At 38.4% G+C, this 19,601-nt stretch carries 15 protein-coding genes, 3 pseudogenes and 1 other annotated feature; of the genes and pseudogenes, 16 read left to right on the top strand and 2 right to left on the bottom strand.

The genetic code is table 11. The features are described 5' to 3' along the window. Positions 1 to 2: 2 nt before the first annotated feature. The 8 genes from JCM21531_RS01260 to JCM21531_RS01240 all read left to right on the top strand — a co-directional run bounded on the left by JCM21531_RS01260 (position 3) and on the right by JCM21531_RS01240 (position 9,582). On the top strand, positions 3 to 2,000 hold the full coding sequence (locus JCM21531_RS01260; protein ID WP_243467022.1) for an ATP-dependent helicase: 1,998 nt from the start codon (positions 3 to 5) through the stop codon (positions 1,998 to 2,000). A gap of 10 nt (positions 2,001 to 2,010) precedes the next feature. Continuing rightward, positions 2,011 to 2,232 carry a 3'-5' exonuclease gene (locus tag JCM21531_RS19935; protein ID WP_243467021.1) on the top strand — a complete coding sequence of 74 codons (222 nt, stop codon included), beginning with the start codon at positions 2,011 to 2,013 and terminating at the stop codon, positions 2,230 to 2,232. Continuing rightward, on the top strand, positions 2,229 to 3,062 hold the full coding sequence (locus JCM21531_RS01255) for a PD-(D/E)XK nuclease family protein (protein WP_038286807.1): 834 nt from the start codon (positions 2,229 to 2,231) through the stop codon (positions 3,060 to 3,062). Before JCM21531_RS19935 ends, JCM21531_RS01255 begins: the two co-directional genes overlap by 4 nt. Next, on the top strand, positions 3,063 to 5,057 hold the full coding sequence (gene recJ, locus JCM21531_RS01250) for a single-stranded-DNA-specific exonuclease RecJ (protein ID WP_243467020.1): 1,995 nt from the start codon (positions 3,063 to 3,065) through the stop codon (positions 5,055 to 5,057). A gap of 50 nt (positions 5,058 to 5,107) precedes the next feature. After that, positions 5,108 to 5,362: a hypothetical protein gene (locus tag JCM21531_RS19930; protein WP_243467019.1), complete on the top strand. Its 255-nt coding sequence runs from the start codon at positions 5,108 to 5,110 to the stop codon at positions 5,360 to 5,362. A gap of 751 nt (positions 5,363 to 6,113) precedes the next feature. Next, a complete protein-coding gene (locus JCM21531_RS18775) occupies positions 6,114 to 6,299 on the top strand; it encodes a hypothetical protein (RefSeq protein ID WP_131464352.1) in 186 nt (61 codons plus the stop codon). 1,193 nt (positions 6,300 to 7,492) lie between these two features. Beyond that, positions 7,493 to 8,776, top strand: coding sequence for a PPC domain-containing protein (locus tag JCM21531_RS01245; RefSeq protein ID WP_038286805.1), 1,284 nt, complete (start codon positions 7,493 to 7,495; stop codon positions 8,774 to 8,776). 20 nt (positions 8,777 to 8,796) lie between these two features. Further along, the gene (locus JCM21531_RS01240; RefSeq protein WP_038286803.1) at positions 8,797 to 9,582 is read left to right on the top strand and encodes a hypothetical protein; all 786 of its coding nucleotides are present in this window, start codon (positions 8,797 to 8,799) and stop codon (positions 9,580 to 9,582) included. Positions 9,583 to 9,588: 6 nt separating this feature from the next. Here JCM21531_RS01240 and JCM21531_RS01235 read toward each other — a convergent pair whose 3' ends face one another. Continuing rightward, positions 9,589 to 10,650 (bottom strand): LacI family DNA-binding transcriptional regulator, encoded by a 1,062-nt coding sequence (locus JCM21531_RS01235; protein ID WP_038286801.1) that lies wholly within the window; start codon positions 10,648 to 10,650, stop codon positions 9,589 to 9,591. A gap of 343 nt (positions 10,651 to 10,993) precedes the next feature. Between JCM21531_RS01235 and bglS (JCM21531_RS19925) the strand changes: the two are divergent. The 3 genes and pseudogenes from bglS (JCM21531_RS19925) to JCM21531_RS01220 all read left to right on the top strand — a co-directional run. Further along, positions 10,994 to 11,788: pseudogene (gene bglS, locus JCM21531_RS19925) on the top strand (beta-glucanase); the annotation flags it as partial. Positions 11,789 to 11,806: 18 nt separating this feature from the next. Further along, positions 11,807 to 12,700, top strand: a pseudogene (gene bglS, locus JCM21531_RS01225) (beta-glucanase); the annotation flags it as partial. A gap of 311 nt (positions 12,701 to 13,011) precedes the next feature. Then, positions 13,012 to 13,203, top strand: a complete 192-nt coding sequence (locus tag JCM21531_RS01220) for a DUF6897 domain-containing protein (protein ID WP_038286799.1) — start codon at positions 13,012 to 13,014, stop codon at positions 13,201 to 13,203. 81 nt (positions 13,204 to 13,284) lie between these two features. On the opposite strand, the gene JCM21531_RS01215 is transcribed toward JCM21531_RS01220, so the two are convergent. Then, entirely contained in the window at positions 13,285 to 14,631 is a 1,347-nt protein-coding gene (locus JCM21531_RS01215) for a GH1 family beta-glucosidase (RefSeq protein ID WP_038286797.1), read from the bottom strand. A gap of 251 nt (positions 14,632 to 14,882) precedes the next feature. Between JCM21531_RS01215 and JCM21531_RS19920 the strand changes: the two genes are divergently transcribed. The 5 genes and pseudogenes from JCM21531_RS19920 to pheT all read left to right on the top strand — a co-directional run bounded on the left by JCM21531_RS19920 (position 14,883) and on the right by pheT (position 19,578). Continuing rightward, positions 14,883 to 15,077, top strand: coding sequence for a hypothetical protein (locus tag JCM21531_RS19920; RefSeq protein WP_038286796.1), 195 nt, complete (start codon positions 14,883 to 14,885; stop codon positions 15,075 to 15,077). 4 nt (positions 15,078 to 15,081) lie between these two features. Beyond that, positions 15,082 to 15,258 (top strand): hypothetical protein, encoded by a 177-nt coding sequence (locus JCM21531_RS19915; protein WP_243467018.1) that lies wholly within the window; start codon positions 15,082 to 15,084, stop codon positions 15,256 to 15,258. Beyond that, on the top strand, positions 15,242 to 15,652 hold the full coding sequence (locus tag JCM21531_RS19910; RefSeq protein ID WP_243467017.1) for a DUF975 family protein: 411 nt from the start codon (positions 15,242 to 15,244) through the stop codon (positions 15,650 to 15,652). Before JCM21531_RS19915 ends, JCM21531_RS19910 begins: the two co-directional genes overlap by 17 nt. Before the next feature lie 79 nt (positions 15,653 to 15,731). Then, positions 15,732 to 15,995: a binding site (T-box leader), on the top strand. 142 nt (positions 15,996 to 16,137) lie between these two features. After that, positions 16,138 to 17,156: pseudogene (gene pheS / locus JCM21531_RS01200) on the top strand (phenylalanine--tRNA ligase subunit alpha). A gap of 34 nt (positions 17,157 to 17,190) precedes the next feature. Further along, positions 17,191 to 19,578 (top strand): phenylalanine--tRNA ligase subunit beta, encoded by a 2,388-nt coding sequence (gene pheT / locus JCM21531_RS01195; protein WP_038286794.1) that lies wholly within the window; start codon positions 17,191 to 17,193, stop codon positions 19,576 to 19,578. The last annotated feature ends 23 nt before the right edge of the window (positions 19,579 to 19,601 follow it).

Genomic DNA, 19,601 nt, shown 5'->3' with positions numbered 1-19,601 from the left:
TCGTGGGGCTTAGAAAAGGACAGAAGGAGCTTGTGGAAAGATACAGAGGAGGAAAATGTGCTATTCCGGCAATACCTGGGGGAGGAAAAACCCATTGCCTGTCTCTTTGGGCAGTGGAGATGATAGCCAACGGATACCACAAACCGGGTAAAATTTTGATTGTTACATACATGAATAGTGCTGTGAATAATTTTAAGCAGCGAATTTCTGCAGAACTGCAAAAAAGAGGCATTAATGGAAGCAAGGATTACTTTGTATCTACAATTCACGGCCTGTGTCTCCAAATCATCAAAGAAAAGCCCGACCTTATTATTGCAAACGAGGAATTTGAAATACTTGATGAGGTATCCAAGATACACCTGATTTCCAGTGCCATTGACGAGTGGAAGAGATATAACCATAGGGAGTTTCGGCTTTACCTTGATATGGAAAATTTAAGCTCAAGCAAAATAGGGGATGTATACAAAAGCTGGCATGAAAAGCTTTGCCGTATAATGCTCTCTGCCATCGGCGATTTTAAGGTAAAGGGAATTACTCCTTCAGAGGCAAAAAATAAATGTAAAAGTTTGGGAAGAGACTCTATTCTCTCATGGGCCTCCGACATATACGAGATATATGACAGGAGGCTAAAAATGGGCGGTTATTTGGATTTTGACGACATGCTTTACAATGCAAAAAAAATGCTGCAAACCGATGAACACCTTCTTGAGAAATACCGAAAGAAGTACTCCTTTGTTTGTGAGGATGAGGCTCAGGATTCAAACTATATTCAGAACGAGATACTCACACTGATAGCCAACGGCAATCTTCTGAGGGTTGGAGACAGCAACCAGGCGATTTGCGGAAGCTTTAGCAGCAGTGATTTTACGCTTTTTAAGAGCTTTTGCGATGCTCCGGACACGACGGTGTACAGTATAACCCAGTCAAGCAGAAACACCAGGGACATTATTGACCTGGCTAATTATTTTGTAAAATATGTAAGGGAGAACCACCCGGTACATGAATGCCGTGACAGCCTGCTTCCCCAATATATCGAGCCTGTGCCGAAGGATGACCCAAGGCCAAATCCGGTCATAGATGAATATGGCATAAAAGCCGCTGTCTTTGAATCATGGGAAGAGGAAGCCGGGGGAGTTGTGGACCAGGCAGTGCAAATGATAAAAAAGCATCCGGACAAGACTATTGCAATACTGGTTCCCACGGCATGGAAAATGTCATTGATTATTGATATTTTACAATCAAGAAAGGCTCCTTTCGAACAGCTTGACAATACTTCCGGTGAGAGGAACAAGACTTTGAAAAAGCTTGGAAGGATTATTGACTTTTTGGCCGTTCCGGAAGATGGCGAAAAGTTTTCCAATATGATAAATGAGTGTATTCTAACCGGTGAATATGACAGTACTGTTTTTACCGAGTTGGTGGATGAAACGGAAACGGTGGGGCAGAGGGAGCTTTTGAGTGAGTTTATAAAAAAGTATCCTGTGGAAAAGATTCTTTATCCTATGGGAGGGATTATTGAAATCTCTGATGTTCCAAAGGAGCTTCTTCAAACCAAAATCTGGAAAGATTTTACGGATAGCCTGGACATAGTTAGAGAGCTACTGGAGTTTCCCAATACTGTTGTGGAAAAGCTTATTCTTTTTATATCGGAAAAGCTTAGGTTTGACAGGGAAGAAAGAGCCATAGCCCAGAAGGTGGCCGGAGATGTAAGGTACCTTATGAACCAAAATCCAAGATGGAGGCTCAGCGACCTGGCATTTGAGCTTTTAAGCCCTAAAAATATGTTCAATTATTTTGCCGGCATTGTTTGGGATTTAAAAGGCTTTGAGCCGCATCCGGGAGTAGTTACGGTTGCCACATACCATAAATCCAAAGGCCTTGAGTGGGATATTGTTTTTCTTACCGGGCTCAACAACGCCGATTTTCCGGTTTTGCTGGAGGATAAATTTATGGGTGAATTCTGGTTTTTAAAAGAGCAGTATAAAAATCCCCAGCCTTAATCAAAATGATATGGCAAAATTATTTGAAGGAAAAACCGTCGTAGATTCGGTTTTGGAATCAAAGTTTGAGATAATTTCGGAGAAGGCAAGGCTTCTCTATGTCGGTATTACCCGGGCAAAGGAGTATCTCTTTTTATCCTCATATGAGCAAAACAAGGGTAAAAGGGGTGAACTTCCGTCGAGATATTTTCTTGAACTGAGACGGTATATTGAGGAGGCCGGAAAAGTATGAATAATGATTTGAGGTTTTTCAACTATTTTTTGTTTACCCAGTATTCCATATCCACCTTTGAAAAGTGTCCGTTGAAGTTTAAAAAGAGATATCTTGAAGGGATTAAGTGGAAAAGTGTAATTAGCGAAGAGATAAAGAGAAGGAGTGATATAGGCAGAAACTTTCATTTAATGGCCAGAAGATACTTTTTGGGGATTGATACGGGACTTACTAGTGGAATTGAAGGATATGAAGAGCTTTCAAAGTGGTTGGAAGCTCTAAAAAGCCATTTTCCAAAGACAGATGATGCACTGTATCTTCCTGAGTACAAGCTCAGAATGGCAAAGGGGACTTTGAGACTTGAAGCAAACTTTGATCTGGTTGTAATAAAAAATGACGGTATAGAAATATGGGACTGGAAGACCCAAGGCAAAAGTAAGTCAAATAAGCCATGGGATGATAAGCAAAAAGGCGAAAGGCTCAAAGGAAGCCTTCAGACAATGGTGTATCTTTTTGTGCTGAAAGAGCAGGCACAAAGAGTGGTGCAAAGAGAAATTGAATGCTCAGACATTAGGATGTTTTACTGGCATCCGGACCCGGCCCGTATTTTGGCTGAAATAAACTACAGCGATGAAATACATGAACAGTTTGGACAAGCTCTAAAAAGCAAGATAGACGGTATTTTGCAGTATGATTACGAAAGCTTTGACAAAGAGCTCTACAAGAAAAACTGCCTCTATTGTGAATTCAATTGGTTTTGCAACAATGAACGGGTTGATTTTCAGGCTGTGGAAGAGGATGAGGATTTTCTGGAAGAACTCGATTGGGACAGCATAGAGGAGTTGAGATAGATGAAAGTTAAAGTAAATATATTAAATCAGGGAGTTGAGTTGCCGCAAGAAGTGCTGGATGCTTGCGGCGGTGACGAACTTGTGGCAAGAATTTTTTACAACCGGGGGTATAAAAATCCCGAAACCATAAAACAGATGTTGAATCCGGAGTTTTATGAGCCTACAAAACCCAATGAATTTTCGGATATGCCCAAAGCTGTGGACAGGATATTTCGTGCCATAGACAATGGAGAAAAAATATGTGTGTACGGAGACTATGATGTTGACGGTGTTACCAGCACCGTCACTCTTGTTGAATGCCTGAGTTTTTTTACGCAAAAGGTAGTCTACCATGTTCCTGACCGGTTTACCGAAGGATACGGCATGAATGAGAAAGTGGTAAGAAAACTTTTCCGGGATGGTGTTTCGCTAATAATCACCTGCGACTGTGGGATTTCCAATATCAAGGAGATAACTCTTGCCAAGGAGCTGGGAATGGATGTGGTGCTCACCGACCACCATACTGTACCCGACGAACTTCCTCCTGCCGATGCGATATTAAACCCCAAGCTTTTGGAAGAGGGACACAGGGCTAGGAATATATCCGGTTGCGGAATGGTGTATTTTCTCTGTCTTGCTCTCCTTGAGAAAAAGAGTCTTCTTGGCAGGGCGGAAAAGTTTTTGGACATGCTTGCGTTATCCCTTATAGCGGATGTTGTGAGCCTTAACGGAGAAAACAGGTACCTTCTTCAAAAAGCTCTGCCGGCATTATTTAATACTGAAAGAATTGGGCTTCGGCAGCTAATTGAGATAGCAGAAATAAACGGAAAACTTGAGAATGAGGAAGATGTTGCGTTTCAGATAGCACCCAGAATAAATGCGGCAGGAAGAATGGAGACAGCACGGCTTCCTGTGGAGCTTTTTTTGTGCCGGGACTTTGAAAAGGCACGGATCATGGCGGAGAAAATTGACTCACTGAATATGGAGAGAAAAAGGGTACAGCAGACAATTGTAGATGAAGCTGTGGAGATGGTGGAGACACGAAAGAAAAACAAGACAATTTTGGTGCTGTATAAAGAGTATTGGCATCATGGGATAATCGGAATTGCTGCCGGAAGGATTTGCGAGCTTTATCGAAAGCCGTCAATTCTGTTTTCCTTAAAAGAGGATGGGGTTACTGCGGTAGGTTCTGCCAGGTCCATTGAGGAGATAAATATTTACGAATTGATTAAGGAATGCAGCGGAAAGCTTTTAAAGTTTGGAGGGCATTCCCAGGCTGCAGGACTTTCAATCAAAAAGGATGATATTGAGGATTTTATCAGCCGGATTGAGCTGGAGGCAGAAAACAGATATTTTATAAAAGACATGATAAATGTCAATGCCGATATGGAGCTTAAGATAGAAAATATAGATGAAGAATTCTACAGCAGAATCCAATCGGCGGGACCCTATGGAGAAGGATTTCATGCTCCTTGCTTTTGCATAAGGAATGTTACTGTTTTAAGTGACAGAATGACGGAGAAAAAACATCATATAATGGTAATAGAAGACCAAAATGGAAACAGAATACCGGCGGTCAAGTGGTTTGGAGAGGATGAGTCCTTTGAAGGCAGGAACTTTGATATAACCTTCAAGGTCAGCCGAAACAACTACAACAAAGACGCAGGTATTCAACTGACTTTGGAATATATGTTTGAAACTTTCGGAGAATCCAGGAAGCTGTTTGAAGGAGAAATTTTAGATGAGAGAAAAACATCTATTGAAAACCTCTTAAAGAAATATCCCAATGCACAAATATTCTACGAAGGACTTCAGGCAGCATGCCCCATTGAGAATACCGTTGACAGATTTTCGGTGAAAAGCTGCGGTGAGCTTATATTCCTCTCTACTCCTAGCAATACGGACATTTTTAAAGAGACCATTGCTCTTGCCAATCCCAAAAAGGTGATAATAAATTTTGGCGTTCTTCCGAATTATACCTTTAAAGGCTTTGTATTGAACCTTTTGGGCTCATAAAGCACATAATTAATAAACGGAACGGAAGAGCTTATATTGATGAGCTTTCCATGAAGCTTTGCGTTGAGGAGAACATTGTAAAGGCGGGCCTAAAATATCTTGGGTCTTCCGGAATGTTAAACTATACCTTAAGCGATGATGAGCAGAAAGTTTATTTGTCGGAAGGAAAAGGTGTAGCAGATAAAAGTACTTTTATGGCAAAAAAGAACCTTGCCGATGCTTTGGCAGAAAAAAATGCCTATCAGCAGTTTATATTAAAGATGGAGATAGATAGATTTAAGGAATATCTAAAAAAATTCGATTAAATGAGTTGATAAAAGTGCATATCAATTGAGAATTTTAACCGTAATTTCGAGTTTTTATATAAAATTCAGATTTCAAAAGTATTTAAAAAGTTTTTCTTAAGAATTATATTTCAGGTGTTTTTAAGCGTTTTATGAAAAGCGCCTAACCACAATTAGCATTACTGTTTTTGGTGTTACTGCATTACTTACAGTACATTTATTTTTATATCAGTAAAAAATTGACAAGTAAAATCATGATAATAATATTGTTGAGTATTCTGATGAAAGCAAAAAAACAATTACTCTAATGGAAGATTGGCCTATGTATGACAGTAAGATGCCTTATACAATGATGCAATTGCTGTTATTATAGGTGAGGTTTTAAAAATAGATTGCAAGGCTACTAAGGAACATGCAAGCGATTCAAGTTACACGAAACAGAAAAAGGATGAGATGGGCTTATACATAAAGGTTACACTATCTGATATTAAAGTTCTGAAAGCACTTAAAGAAAATTTAGAAGAAGGCCAAGTAATTTGCGTCGGTCAATCATAGTATGAAGAAAACGGTATTAAATTATGAAGGGCATTAATAGATTTGATAACGGAATCAAATACCGTCTGTTGTTATTGGAAGATTATGTTAGAGCACGTATATAGAAAGGCTCTGATATTATGAGTAGAGGAAAACTTGAGGTAACTGGAAAAACCGACTCTTATGATGTACATGAAGCTTCATTCGAGATTGCAACGATTCAAAACTTCGAACAAGAATGCTCGCCGTATTGCAGACCTGGGATGGTAAACCAAGTCTAGAAGTATCTAAAGATATTCATATGGCAGCTACCAATGTCCGTAAGTGGTGCACCGATATAACGAATATGGTATTGCCGGTCTTATTGATACTCGACGCAGCAACTGAAAGAGTTACTTATCACGAGAGCAGAAGCAAGCAGTAAACGAAGCCTTGCGAAAGTTTCCCCGTGAATGCGGGTTCAACAAAAGCAACTGGACTATGCTTTTGTTAAAAAGGCGGATAAGTAATTAGTGGGGTATCAACTATTAAACCTTAAGCTTATATGACTTAGTCCATAAACTTTGATTCACTTTTCAAAGGTCAAAGAAGCAGAGCCAGAATGCCAAGAAGGAAAAGCAGGAGCAATTCAGGGAGAAGCTACAGGACCTTCTTACCAACTCCGATGATGACACTGTGTACTTTATGAAGATGACGCATATTTACAGACGAACGTACTACAACATTAGAGTGGTTATGCAAAGGTGAACAGCCAATTGTGCCGACTGACAGTTCCAGTTCCGGGGAAAGAATTGTTATGTTTGGGGCAGTAGATCCTGTCGATGGCAAGGTATACTTTAAAAACTCTGAAACTGCTAATTCTGAAAGCTTTAAGATTTTTTTTATATAAGCCTTCAATGTATTATGCCAACAAGAAAGTAATATTGCTTCTTGATAATGTACGGTATCATTATACCAAAAGCGTTATAGAATTATTGGATTCAATAAAGAATATCTCCCTTAAGTATTCACTCCCCCTATAGCTCCGATTTGAATTCAATCGAACATCTTTGGAAAGATATCTGAAAGGATGTAACGCAAAACCACTTGTTGGAATCCATGGATAAAATTGCGCAGGCGATACGCAAATACTTTATGACTGTACAAAGATCTCCTGCGAAAATCGAGCGGTTTTGTGCCTATATATTGTAATTTTTTGCGAGCCTAAACTATATAAATTAATTACCTTCCTGCTAACAACTAAAATCTTCATTTTTATAAAATAAGAAAAACTTTAAAAAATGAAGAAAAAATAAAAAAGTAGAATAATTTAAATAATAATCATGTATATGCATATACTCTATTATTTACAAATTTTAACTTGTAATATACAATATAACATATAATAAACATCTAAGGATAATTCTAATCGACAAAAGCACTTGAAGTTTCAACAAAAGGGTTGCCATGGCAAAAGTATACACCTTTTTGTTGATTATGGATTATCTGATAGTAATAACTTAAAAAGAAAGTCTTAATTATTGATCATGAATCTATAGCAGAATGGGCAAGTTTTTTACTTTTTTTACTTAATAACCAAAGGAGGCTTAGTTCAAATGAAAAAAAAGTGTTTTTTTGATGATGATTGTATTCTTTGTGGTAATTGCTTCTAAAAATGTTTTTGCGTATGATAATGTAATATATGAAACTACTAGTTCAAATGATACCTTTGGAACTGCACAGAATCTTGGTAATAATTTTTCTGAGGCTACTATTAAAGGTACTTTTCCATCAGGTGATCAAAATGACTACTATAAGTTTAATGCTACAAAAAATGATAATATGTATATTCATCTATCGAGTATACCTACTGGTTGCGATTATGATTTCTATCTTTACGACAAAGACTATGTTCAATTAGCATACTCAAACACAAGCCAAGATTTTGGAGAGTTTTTTAGCTACACTGCTCCATATACCGGTACTTACTATGTCTTAGTAAGAAAATGGGGTGGCACACCCCCGGCAAATTCTAGGTATAAGTTGTTCATTAAAACTCAAGGAGAAACTTTTAACCACTCATTCTATGTTACAAATACTACTTCAACGGATTATATGAGATATTTAGGTCGTGATCATACGAATAATCTTGAAGGAATTGTAATATTAAGCTTTGGTCGCCCTATGAAACAAGGCTCTGTTCATGGTGTTCAAGGTTATAATGACAGTTTTTTGAGCTATTCTCAAATAACTCAAGCTGTAAATGCCTTTATTAGTGGATATAATGAGCATCCTAAGCATACTGCAAAAATTAAAGTTGTAGTAGGTGTAACTAACCAAAGAGGAATGTTGGTAGATAACACGGTGGAATGGTATAATAATGGTAAAGCTTTTAAAGAAGCTGTGCTCAATATAAGCTATAGTAAAAATGTTACAGAAGTATTTGGAGGCTATGATGCAGAAATGGGTTGGAATGACCCTTTATATACAAAAGAGCTTGCAAGGGGATTTAGTGAGACGGGGGCTTATCGTAGATTATACAATTATGGTAGTCATAATGGAGCTACTTATGATTGGTCAGGTGAAACGGATCCATCTTGGTCTGTTAAAGATGATTTTAGTAGTAGGTATTTTCAATGGAAAGCAAGTGATGTTTATTATTTGTCATGGGGACTGAGCTGTGCGTATTGCATGCCTCAAATTTATAACGATTCTCACGTTAAAAGATGGACATACCAGAAAAAGTGGAGAGCTTTTTATTTTGATGGGCTTTTGAGTACAAATAAATGGAGTGAGTTTAGCTCTGCTTTATATAGTAACCAAGAATCATATGCAAACTTTTATAACTTTTTAAATCAAAACGGAATAGGTGAACCTCTTGAGTATCGCACATGGATTGCATTGCCAAGTCAGTATAATTAATAAAGAAAGGGGTAATTTAGATGACAAATCGAGCAAAAAAGGTTATTTTAGTCACAACTGTTATAGCTGTTTTGTTGAGTAGTGGTACAGCTATTGCAAAAAATTTTGATAAGCAATCTAAAACCGATTTAATTGAGAGAAATACTAGTGCCGGAACTGAAAAAGGTTTTGAAAATTTACAGGATGCAGAAGGATATTTAAATCCGAAGATAGCTGAACTTACCAAAATGAAAGAGGAGTACATAAGAAGAGGTGAAAAAGTTCCGGAAGAATTGGAAGCAAAAATAGAAGGTGAAAAGGAATATGAAGCTTATTTGAGGGAAACTGAGAAAAAACGTCTCGAATACGAAAAAGAGCATGAGAAGAAATTAAAAAACGCTCCTAAGGATGAGAAAGGAAACCCTATTCTTAATGTTGAACCGCTTAAACATGGATTTGGTTACTTCCCTAAGGAACAGCAAGTTATAAAAAAAGTGGATACAGATCCTTCAACGCCAGGTTTTATTTTTGGTAGAGGAATGCTTGAGTATGAGATAAATACAATGGCAAAAAGTAATATTAGTATTTTGGCATCAGGATGTAAAAAAGACAATGAAGACGTAGGGGTTATTTGGCAAAAAATATATAGTCCCACAGAATTTGAGGTATCTGTTGAAAAATATGAATATCCGGGGAAAGGTGCGATAACTTTTAAGTCATACGCAGATGATAACAATATACTAATATTCACATACGGAGACGGACAAGAAGGATATTTCGATGTAAGAGCAAACGAAGCTGTTTTCGAAAAGTACAACGGAAACTGATTTGTTTCAGACGATTTTTCTACATGAATTACGCTTGATTATTTGAACATTCACCGTTTTTTGCCTGTTTTTTATCTCTTTATTATTAATAGAATCGAGCAATAATTCAATAGAACATTTGGCTATTTCAGGCAATGAAACATTGACTGTGGTAAGGGGAGGGGACATGTATTGGGATATATATGAATTATCGAATCCCATAACCGAAATATCCTCCGGAATTTTAAATCCTTGCTCTTCTATTGCTCTATATGCTCCGATAGCCATGGTATCATTGCTTACAAATACGGCTGTCGGCTTTCTTTCGGAGGCCAATATTTTTTTCATACCTTCATAGCCGCTGTGTTCGGTAAAGTCACCATATGCAATAAAGGCATCATTTAATGGAAGGCCGTGTCTTAAAAGTGCGTCTTTAAAGCTTTCAAGCCTTATTTTACCCGAAAGCTTGTTTAAATCGCCTGTGATAACGGCAATATCTCTATGCCCAAGTTCAATAAGATAATCTATCGCATCGGACACACCGTCATAATTATTGATATTCACAGACATAACTGTACCTGTATTTTCTCTTTCCATATCCAAATCAACTGCAACGGTAACAAAATCCTTATCCGTTATTTCGAAAATTTTGTTGTAATCGGATTTGCTGCTTCCTATAATTACTGCTCCGTCAATTCTCTTCTCATAAAAAGCACTTTGAATCTTCCACAATTCCTTGGAACTGTAGATAGTCGATACCAAAACGTGGTACTGTGCTTTGTTTGACTGGTCGATAAAAGCATTAATAAACGATGAAAAATATGAATTGCCGTATAAAAGGTCCTCGTTATTTTCAATTACATGGTGCGGTTTTTCGTTATCTCTAATGTCAATAATGAAAATTCCCAATGTGGAACTTTTCATTCCTGCAAGCCTCCTGGCCGAAGCATTAGGATAATAGTTATATTCTTTTATTGCTTTTAATACCTTTTCCCTTGTTGCTTGAGGGATATCGGGATAGTTGTTTATTACTCGGGAAACAGTACTTCTTGAAACACCGACGATTTTTGCTATATCCTTGCTATTCATGCCCAAACCACCTTAATACCGAAAAATAAAAATTAGCCTTTTAAGTAAAGGATAGCACTGATATCGGAATTAATCAAGAGGGTTTACTGTTTGTGTATGCATTGAGAATAATTTGGATTTTTTGCATCCCAATAATTTAGAACCATATTCTTTTTTATCTAAGCATGGATTTGGTTGACAATCAAAAATCGATATTATATAATAAAATCGAATTAACACGTGTTAGTTGTTTGGAATGCTAGATTTGAGATAAATAGATAGATTGAATTGATTTTTTCAGAAGTTTTATTGGAGTTACAATTTTGCTGCGGCAATTATATTATTATTTTTCGGGAGGTATCTTATGAAAAAGAGGGTAATTTCATTATTAGCTGCTTTGTTGTTGATTTTACCGCTGTTTGCTTCTCCTTTACCAAAAGTGGAAGCTGCCAATGTGGTAAATACACCTTTTTCTGCAGTGTTTTCAAATTTTGACTCCAGTCAATGGGAGAAGGCAGATTGGGCAAACGGTTCGGTGTTCAACTGTGTTTGGAAACCTTCTCAAGTGTCGTTTTCCAATGGAAAGATGGTTTTAACTCTGGACAAGGAATATGGCGGTTCATATCCGTATAAAAGCGGCGAATACCGCACAAAATCATTTTTCGGATACGGTTATTATGAAGTAAGAATGAAAGCTGCAAAGAACACAGGTATTGTTTCATCGTTTTTCACATATACAGGACCTTCAGACAACAATCCATGGGACGAAATAGATATCGAGATTTTAGGTAAAAACACGACCCAAGTTCAATTCAACTGGTACAAGGACGGGGTTGGCGGAAACGAATATTATTATAATCTAGGATTTGACGCTTCTCAGGATTTTCATACATATGGTTTTGAGTGGAGACCGGGTTACATAGACTTTTATGTTGACGGTAAAAAAGTCTATCGCGGAACCAGGAATATACCGGTTACCCCAGGTAAAATTATGATGAATTTATGGCCTGGAACAGGCGTTGACGGATGGCTTGGACCATATGACGGAAGAACTCCTTTAACAGCAGAATATGAATATGTAAAATACTATCCCGATGGAGTGCCGCAAAATACTCCGACTCCAACTCCAACTCCGACCCCTGCGGTTACTTCTAAGCCGACTCCTAATTCGTCAAACTTTGTTGCAGTGTTTTCAAACTTTGACACCAATCAATGGGAGAAGGCAGATTGGGCAAACGGTTCGGTATTCAACTGTGTTTGGAAACCTTCTCAAGTGTCGTTTTCCAATGGAAAGATGGTTTTAACCCTTGACAGGGAATATGGCGGTTCATATCCGTATAAAAGCGGCGAATACCGCACAAAATCATTTTTCGGATACGGTTATTATGAAGTAAGAATGAAAGCTGCAAAGAATACAGGTATTGTTTCATCATTTTTCACATATACAGGACCTTCAGACAACAATCCGTGGGACGAAATAGATATCGAGATTTTAGGTAAAAACACGACCCAAGTTCAATTCAACTGGTACAAGGACGGGGTTGGCGGAAATGAATATTATCATAATCTAGGATTCGATGCATCTCAGGATTTCCATACATATGGTTTTGAGTGGAGACCGGGCTATATAGATTTCTATGTTGACGGACAAAAAGTCTATAGAGGAACCAGAAATATACCTGTTACTCCGGGTAAAATTATGATGAATTTATGGCCTGGAATAGGTGTTGACGGATGGCTTGGACCATATGACGGAAAAACTCCATTAACAGCAGAATATGAATATGTAAAATACTATCCCGACGGCGTTCCGCAAAATACTCCGACTCCAACTCCAACTTCTACTCCGACTCCAACGAACGGCATTGGGTTCCGAAAAGGAGATGTAAACGGTGATGGAGCCGTTAATTCAACAGATTATGCAGCATATAAAAGATATATACTCAGAATTATTAATCAATTTCCGGTTAATGATTTAAGAGTTGCTGATCTCAATGATGACGGAAAAATTGACTCAACAGATCTTTCAAAGTTAAAACGATACTTAATGCGAGTGATTCCGGAACTCTAAAATTAAGCTTGTGTGCACCCAAAATTAATTATATTCTTCTCAAAACCCCATTCAAAAAACTCTGTAATTTGATTTGTTTCAATTACAGAGTTTTTTGCTTGAATTTTGCGTTTGATAATTATTCCGGATAATTGGAGTAAAATTAAATTATGTGCTTCTTTTTGTGCGGCAATAATGATAAAATATATATGTGGATAGTTTTTTAGCTTAATTCCCTACATATTCTTTTTAGTTCGTTAATACAGTTTAAGTACCGAAATAGGACTTATAACGGATGAACTATCCAGAAAAATGTGAAGGGTGGTATTTTAATGGATGGTTATTTAAAACAATATGTGGGAAAGAAGGTTGTGGTATATCTTTCTTTGTGGTCTACGCTCCTTCATGTTGGTATATCCGGACTGGTAAGTGAATGTCGTGATGGATGGATTGGACTTAAGAGAAAAAATAGAGTTCAACACATTAGCGTTGATAAAATATATTGCTTCAGGATTATAGATTAAAGTAAATAATGCTAATGGACATTCGGATATGGATGCCCATTAGCATTTGTGTTTTATACCGGTTATTATTGATGCATGAGGCTAGAAGCCGTTGTTTTTAATAACTTCCTTATACCAGTAGCCGCTGTCCTTTATTTTTCTTTCCTGGGTTTCAAAGTTGACATGAACAATTCCGAATCTTTTGTTGTATCCGAAAGACCATTCAAAGTTGTCCATAAGCGACCACAAATAATAACCCTTTAAGTTTACACCGTCTTGAATTGCTCTATGAGCTTGAGTTAAATAACTCTTAAGATATTGAATTCTCTTTGTGTCTTCTATCCTTCCGCTGCTGCTTATTTCATCTTTGAAGGCAGCACCGTTTTCGCTAATAATCAGATTTGGCTTTCCGTAATCTCTGTCAAGGAGCATAAGCAGATCATACAAGCCTTCAGGATAAATAATCCAACCCATATCTGTTTTCTCAAACTTATCCAATATGGATTCTGCAAAGGAAAAGCCAGACTCATCGGACGGATCGTACTGTATAATGTCCGAAGAATAGTTGTTGAATGCCAAAAAGTCTATTGGCTGGCTTATGAGCTTTAAGTCATCCTGAGGGAAAGAAAGCTCAATACCCTTCTTTTTATAATACTCTAGGGCATCTTCGGGATAACAGCCTTTGAACAAAGGATCAAGATACCATCTTCCGGCAATTGAGAACGACAGTTCTGCTGCTGCAATATCTTCAGGTTTTTCGGATACGGGATAATGATGCGACAAATTGAGAGCAATACCTATTTGGGCATCGATATTCATTTCTCTAAATAGTTTTACGGTTTTGCCGTGGGACAAAAGAATATTATGCGAAACCTCCAAGGATGTGCGAAGGTCTTTTATGCCAGGCGCATGAATTCCAAGAAAATGACCCAGCAGAGCCACAACCCGAGGTTCGTTGTGAGTAATCCACATTGGTACGATATCTCCCAGGCTTTTAAATATTGCTTCGCAATATTCTGTAAAATAATCGGTAGTGTCCCTGTTTTTCCATCCTCCTTTGTCCTGAAGCTTTTGAGGAAGGTCCCAATGGTAAAGGGTGATTGCGGGCATAATTCCATTTTCCAAAAGCATATTTGTCAGCCGCTTGTAAAAATCCAATCCCTTTTGATTTAATTGACCTGTCCCTTCGGGAAAAATCCTAGGCCATGAGATAGAAAACCTGTATGATTTAAGGCCGATTTCCTTCATTATTTTAATATCTTCTTCATAACGATGGTAGTGATCGCATGCGATATCGCCGTTATGTCCGTTCTCTATATTTCCCGGAGTATGGGAGAAGCGGTCCCATATAGATTCACCTTTGCCGTCTTCGTTGTACGCGCCTTCGATTTGATATGCCGCTGTTGCAGAACCCCATATGAAATCCTTTGGGAAATTGATTTTTGACATGTTTATCACATCCTTTGAGATATTATTTGCAAACAATGGGTCAATATAATTATAACTCAGATATAACATAAATACTATTCGTTATTTTAATTTTGTCTGAGGCAAACAGCAATATCAAGTGATGTGCAAGTATTATAGCAAACTATGGATAACTTATGAGTTTTTTTCTTTGAATTAAGTTAAATAATATGATAAAATAGCAGAATGAATCGAGATAGAAAAGTATTTGATATATATGGGGGTAATGTTTGATGGAATTGGGCAGATTAAAAAAGAAAGCGAGGTTTCAGCTGAGCAACAATGGAGCTAACTTGGCATTTTTATTTATAATGATGGCGTTGTTTTATTTTCTGTTGCCTTATTTGCTGGGACGTTTTAGCTTACAGACAGCATTAATAATTAACGGGCCGGTAGTGCTGGGATGTACATTTACTTTCTTGGTATAGCAGGATGGAAAAGGAGCCTAGGACCAAAAAAGAAAAGGAAGACCTTGCAAAGGAAAGAAAGCAAAAAGGGAAGTTTTCTATTTTCGGAATAGAAGTGACGCTTGGAAAAAAAACAAAAATTAATCTTGATGCAGCTCATCATCTACCGAGTAAGTTTAAAATATGTGTTTTACGGCTTTAAATACTTTTTAAATGCTGCAGCACTTTATATCTGGACGACTCTTTTGATTTTAGTATGGTCGCTTCTATTGATAGTTCCGGGAATAATCAAGGCGATTGATTTGAGTATGAGCTTTTTTATACTTGCCGATAATCCGAAAATGGACGTAAGAAAAGTGGCGGATTTGAGTACAAAAATGATGAAAGGCCACAGAAAAGAGTTCTTTATGCTTACCTTAAGCTTTATAGGCTGGATATTGATTTCGATATTTACTTTTTGCATTGGATTTGTTATTACAATACCGTACATTATGACTACTTATGCACTTTTTTATGATGAGCTCAAAAATGAAAGTATAAAAAACGGTGTTATTGCAGAAGATGAAATTGGAACCAAAAGGTTATGGGAATACTAAGATTTATGTGACGTCAATTTAGTAAGATAAAAATCGCATTGAATATATGTAAAATTTATGCTATAATTTATAAAATTATATTAAAGCGATGATTGAGAGAGTAGACGGTCATGGAGGATACAAGAGAGAAGATACCAAAGGCTGAGAGTATCTTTATCGGTTCGGGCCGTTGAAATTCCCTCAGGAGCTGCATTCTGAACACCGGAAGGAAAATGGCGTATAAAGTAAAGCCGGTAAGTAGGAAGTGCCGGGTTGCATCCGTTATTTGCAAAAGAGTGCTTGTATATCCCAAAAGATATACAAGAATTTGGGTGGTACCGCGAAGCAAACCTTCGTCCCTTTGTGTTGGGATGAAGGTTTTTTAATTGGCCTCTTGTAATGAAATGAAAGAGGCAAAAGCGAAAGGGACTCGATGTCTCGAGCTTTTAGTTAACAAAAGACAGAAAAATAGTTTTAATGAATTTATATAAGGAGGAATATAAAGCATGAAGGAGCAGTTGAACAGTATTAGAATGCAGGCAGAGCAGGAGCTTTCTAGTGTTGGGACTATTACGGAGCTGGAAAATATTAGAGTAAAATACTTAGGCAAAAAGGGAGAACTCACCGCCGTATTAAGGGGCATGGGCTCGTTGTCACCGGAGGAAAGGCCGGTAATAGGACAATTGGCAAATGAGGTCAGAGCCTACATTGAAGCCGTATAGAAGAAGCCAAGAGTGAACTTATAAGAAAGGAAAGAAGCCAAAAGCTTGAAAAAGAAGTTATTGACGTAACAATGCCGGGTAAAAGAAAGATGCTTGGAAAGAAGCATCCTTTGAGCATTGTAATAGATGAGATAAAAGATGTGTTTATCGGAATGGGCTATGAGATAGCGGAAGGCCCCGAGATTGAGCTGGATTATTACAACTTTGAAGCCCTGAATATTCCTAAAAACCATCCGGCAAGAGATGTTCAAGACACCTTCTATATAAACAACAATATATTGCTCAGGACTCAGACTTCTCCTGTCCAGATCAGGGTTATGGAGAATAAAAAACCGCCAATTAAAATAATCTGTCCCGGAAGGGTGTATCGTTCCGATGCCGTGGATGCTACCCATTCGCCTATATTCCATCAGGTAGAAGGATTGGTCGTTGACAAGGGAATTACAATGGGAGACCTCGTTGGTACATTGAGATTGTTTGCGAAAAGCTTGTTTGGAGAAAAGACAGAGATAAGGCTAAGACCTCACCATTTCCCCTTTACAGAACCCAGTGCCGAGGTTGATGTTTCATGCTGGGCTTGCGGGGGAACAGGATGCAGGGTTTGCAAAAACGAAGGCTGGATAGAAATATTGGGAGCAGGAATGGTTCATCCGAAGGTTTTGGAGATTTGCGGAATTGACCCTGAAGTTTACAGCGGATTTGCCTTCGGACTCGGAGTTGAAAGAACGGCTATGGGAAGATTCAATATTGACGACATGAGGCTTTTGTATGAAAACGATATCAGATTCTTAAAACAGTTTTAATATTTGATATAAAATTTTCGAAAGGAGTAATAGTATGAAAGCACCGATAGATTGGCTTAAAGATTATGTTGATATAAATGTAAGCCCGAAGGAATTTGCAGATGCAATGACAATGTCAGGCTCTAAAGTTGAAGGAATAGAGGTTCAGGGTGAGGACATCACCAAAGTGGTGGTGGGAAAGATACTTTCTGTTGAAAAACATCCCGATGCCGACAAACTGCAGGTGACAAAGGTGGATGTCGGAAGCGAGGTAATACAGATAGTTACCGGAGCCCAGAACATCAGTGTTGGAGATTACATACCTGTAGCTCTTGTGGGTTCTACTCTTCCGGGAGACAAGAAAATATCAAAAGGGAAGCTCAGGGGTATAGAATCCTACGGCATGATGTGCTCAATAGAGGAGCTGGGCCTTACCAGGGATGACTGTCCCGATGCGCCGGAGGATGGTATCTATATTCTGCCTAAAGAAGAGGAACTGGGCAAAGACATAAAGGAAGTATTGGGCTTGAATCAGAAGGTCATAGAGTTTGAAATTACATCCAATAGGCCGGACTGCCTGAGCATTATCGGACTTGCAAGAGAGGCTGCTGTCACTTTGAAGACAGAGTTCAAGAAACCTGCTTTAAATTTAAAAGAAGAGGGGGACGATGCTTCGCAGTATATTTCTGTTGAAGTGAAAGACGCTGAGCTTTGCCCGAGGTTTGCGGCAAGAGTTGTAAAGGATGTCAAAATCGGACCTTCGCCCAAGTGGATGAAGGATAGACTTAAAGCAGCAGGGGTAAGACCGATTAATAATATTGTTGACATAACCAACTATGTAATGCTGGAATACGGCCAGCCAATGCATGCTTATGATATCAAGGATATAAAGGGAAGTAAGATTATTGTAAGAAGAGCTCTTGATGGAGAGATAATCAAGACCTTGGATGATCAGGACAGGGAACTGGATTCCTCAATGCTTGTTATAGCCGATGAGGAAAGGGCTGTCGGAGTGGCCGGAGTTATGGGCGGTGCCAATTCGGAAATCAAAGAAGACACCAAGACCATAGTATTTGAGGCCGCAAACTTCAACGGAACATCCGTGAGACTTACAGCAAAGAAGCTGGGGATGAGGACCGAGGCTTCCGGAAGATTTGAAAAGGGCCTTGATGCCGAAAATGTTGAGGCTGCCATCAACAGGGCTGCGCAGCTTGTGGAAGAGCTGGGAATAGGTACGGTATGCAAGGGTATGATTGATTGTTATCCTAAAAAGAAAGAACGAAGGATTATAAATCTAAGAGTTGATAAAATAAATAGTTTCCTCGGTACCAATATTTCGAAAGAAGAAATGGTTGGTATTTTGAAATCACTGGAATTTGAAGTTGATGAGAATAATATGACTGTAAAGGTTCCCAGCTTCAGAGACGATGTGGAAAGGGAAGCGGATATTGCAGAGGAAATTGCCAGATTCTATGACTACAACAACATAGAAGCTACGCTTTTATCCGGTAAGTCTGCCACACTGGGAAGAAAAACCTACAAGCAGATTATTGAGGACCTTATAAAAGAAACAATGATTGCATGCGGGTTGTCCGAGACGTATACTTTCTCGTTTACCAGTCCGAAGGTATTCGACAAATTAAACCTTCCGGAGGACAGTGAGCTTCGCAAGGCTATTGTTATTTCCAATCCGCTGGGTGAGGATTACAGCATAATGAGAACTACTACTATTCCGGATATGCTTGGAGTAATCAGCACTAACTACAATAGGAGAATAGAAGAGGCAAGACTCTTTGAAATGTCCAGGGTTTATATTCCTCAAAGTCTTCCTATAAATGAGCTGCCTCAGGAAAAGTTTGTACTTACTCTGGGAATGTACGGAGAACTTGACTTCTATGATTTGAAAGGTGTTGTAGAAGAGCTTTTTGAAAGGCTTGGAATAGAGAATTATGAAATTTTGCCGGAGAAAATCAATTCTGTATTCCATCCGGGAAGAACTGCTGTAATAAACATTGGCGGTGAGTATGCAGGTATCATAGGGGAAATACATCCTGAAGTTGCCGAGAGATTTGAATGTCCGGAAAGGACTTACATTGGTGTTATCGAGGTTGAAACACTCGTCAGTAAAGCTTCAATGGATTGTCAGTATAAAGGGCTTCCGAAGTATCCCGCTGTTACAAGGGATATAGCAATGCTTGTAAAGGACGAAGTGTTGGTAAAAGAAATAGAAGATATTATAAAGCAAAGAGCGGGCAAGATACTTGAGAGTATAAAGCTGTTTGACGTTTACAAAGGAAAGCAGGTACCCGAAGGAATGAAGAGTGTGGCCTATTCTATAACTTTCAGGGCTTCCGACAGAACTTTGACCGATGAAGAGGTGGGCAAGGCTATGACAAAAATTCTTGACGGACTGAAAAGAAACCTTGGGGCAGAACTTAGGTAATCGGGCATATTAATATAGCCGGA

Source organism: Acetivibrio straminisolvens JCM 21531, from assembly GCF_000521465.1.
Lineage (GTDB): Bacteria > Bacillota > Clostridia > Acetivibrionales > Acetivibrionaceae > Hungateiclostridium > Hungateiclostridium straminisolvens.
This window is presented reverse-complemented; position numbering and strand designations above follow the sequence as displayed.